This is a genomic window from Nocardia sp. NPDC060220 (assembly GCF_042727815.1).
GTDB lineage: Bacteria > Actinomycetota > Actinomycetes > Mycobacteriales > Mycobacteriaceae > Nocardia.
This window is the reverse complement of record NZ_JBHWZY010000968.1, coordinates 1-2,400: the sequence shown is the minus strand read 5'-3', so window position 1 is coordinate 2,400 and position 2,400 is coordinate 1. Positions and strand designations below refer to the sequence as shown.

The window sequence follows — 2,400 nt, the reverse complement described above, 5'->3', positions numbered from 1 at the left end:
TGTGTTTTTTTTTTTTTTATAACCCCAACTCACCACGCGGGGGCCACCCTTTTGCGGGCCCCCCCCCCGCGTCTGTTTCCGGGTACCCGAACCCCGCGACTCTCGTTCGTAGATCAGCGCCGACGAGCGCCGGAGCGCGCACACTGAGCCCGTGACGAACCACGAGATCGCCACCATCGTGTGCGCGCTGATCGCGGCCATGTTGATCGCGCTGGGCGCCGTAGCGCAGCAGCGGGCGGCGGCGGCGGTGCCCGAAGGCACGCCCCTGCTCGGCGGCCTGCTCCGCAGCCCACGCTGGTGGTCCGGAATCGTGGGCGACACCGGTGGTTACGCGATGCAGGTTCTCGCGCTGGCATTCGGCGCGGTGCTGGTGGTGCAACCGATTCTGGTGAGCGCCTTGGTCTTCGCGCTGCCGCTGTCCGCGCGGCTGAACGGGCAGCGGATCACCGCGCGTGCCGCCACGACCGCGCTGATCCTCGTCGCGGCGCTCGCGCTGTTCCTGATCGTGGGCGATCCGACAGCGGGTGAGGACACGGCACCCTTCCGGGAATGGTTGGTGCCCTTGGCGATTCTGCTCGGCGTCGTCGGGGGCGCGGCTGTCGCCGGGCTGACGATCAGCAGCCGGTCGGGACAGGCGCTCGCTCTCGGCCTCGCCGGTGGCGCGCTGTTCGGGATGGCGGCCGCACTCACCGATCGCGTGGTCACCCTGTTCGGTGACGGGATCGGCGCGGTGCTCGGCGGGTGGCAGACCTGGACGCTGGTGGCCGCGGGACTGCTCGGTGTGTACCTGCAGCAGCGCGCATTCCAGGCCGGACCGCTGTCGGCCTCACTCCCCGCGGCGACGATCGCCGAACCACTGGCCGCCGCGTTCCTCGGCCTCACCGCTCTCGACGAGCACCTGCGCACCAGCGGTCTCGGACTGGTCGTCGTCGGAGTCTGTGTCGTCGTGATGTGCGCGGCGACCGTGGCGCTGTGCCACACCAGAGCGGTCACCGCCGAACCCACGCGCTGACACCTCGCGGGATTTGCCCGCCGCTGGGCTCACAGGGCTACTATCAATCAAGTGCGATTTCTTCCGGGACCCCAGCCGCCGTATGACCTGACCTACGACGACCTCTTCCTGGTCCCGAACCGGACCGATGTCGCGTCCCGGTTCGATGTGGACCTGGCCAGCGTCGACGGGACCGGTACCACCATCCCCCTCGTGGTCGCGAACATGACCGCGGTCGCGGGCAAGCGGATGGCCGAGACCGTCGCCCGCCGCGGTGGCATCGTGGTACTTCCCCAGGATCTGCCGATCCCCGCGGCCGCCGACACCATCGCGTTCGTCAAGAGCCGCTCGCTCACCGCCGACACCCCCGTCACTCTCGACCCCGATCGTTCGGTGTCCGACGCGGTGGCGCTGATGCACAAGCGCGCCCACGGCGCCGTCGTGGTCGTCGAGGACGGCAAGCCGGTCGGCGTCGTCACCGAGGCCGCCTGCGCCGATGTGGACCGGTTCGCGCGCCTGCGCGAGGTCGCGTTCACCGACTTCGTCCAGGTGGCCGTCGAGGCGTCCCCGCGCGACATCTTCGACCGCCTCGCCGAGGCCCACGCCCAGCTCGCGGTGCTCACCCACCCCGACGGCACCCTCGCGGGCGTGATGACCCGCACCGGCACCGTCCGCGCCGGCATCTACACCCCCGCGGTCGACGCGAACGGCAAGCTGCGCGTCGCCGCCGCCGTCGGCATCAACGGCGACGTGGCCGCCAAGGCGAAGGCCCTGGCCGAGGCGGGCGCCGATGTGCTCGTCCTCGACACCGCGCACGGCCACCAGACCAAAATGCTCGAATCTTTGCGCACCGTCGCCGATCTCGGTCTCGGCCTGCCCCTGGTCGCGGGCAATGTGGTCTCCGCCGAGGGCACCCGCGATCTGGCCGAGGCCGGCGCGACCATCATCAAGGTCGGTGTCGGCCCCGGCGCCATGTGCACCACCCGCATGATGACCGGCGTCGGTCGCCCACAGTTCTCCGCCGTGGCCGAATGTGCAGCCGCGGCAAAGGAACTCGGCGTGCACGTGTGGGCCGACGGTGGCGTCCGGCACCCCCGCGACGTGGCGCTGGCGCTGGCCGCGGGCGCGTCGAACGTGATGATCGGTTCCTGGTTCGCCGGTACCTACGAGTCCCCCGGCGACCTGCGCATCGACCGCGACGGCAACAAGTACAAGGAGAGCTTCGGCATGGCGTCCAAGCGTGCTGTCGCCGCTCGTACCGCCGCCGACAGCAGCTTCGACCGCGCTCGCAAGGCACTGTTCGAAGAGGGCATCTCCAGCTCGCGGATGCGTCTGGATCCCGAGCGTCCCGGCGTCGAGGATCTCATCGACCACATCTGTTCGGGTGTGCGCAGCTCGTGCACCTACGC

2 protein-coding genes are annotated in these 2,400 nt (G+C 70.2%); both read left to right on the top strand.

What is annotated here, in order from left to right:
• Window positions 1–151: 151 nt before the first annotated feature.
• Complete coding sequence (locus ACFWF3_RS32385; RefSeq protein ID WP_379317646.1) at window positions 152–1,012, top strand: DMT family transporter; 861 nt, start codon at window positions 152–154, stop codon at window positions 1,010–1,012.
• Between the two features lie 51 nt (window positions 1,013–1,063).
• On the top strand, window positions 1,064–2,400 hold a 1,337-nt coding region (locus tag ACFWF3_RS32380; protein WP_379317644.1), incomplete at its 3' end, for a GuaB1 family IMP dehydrogenase-related protein.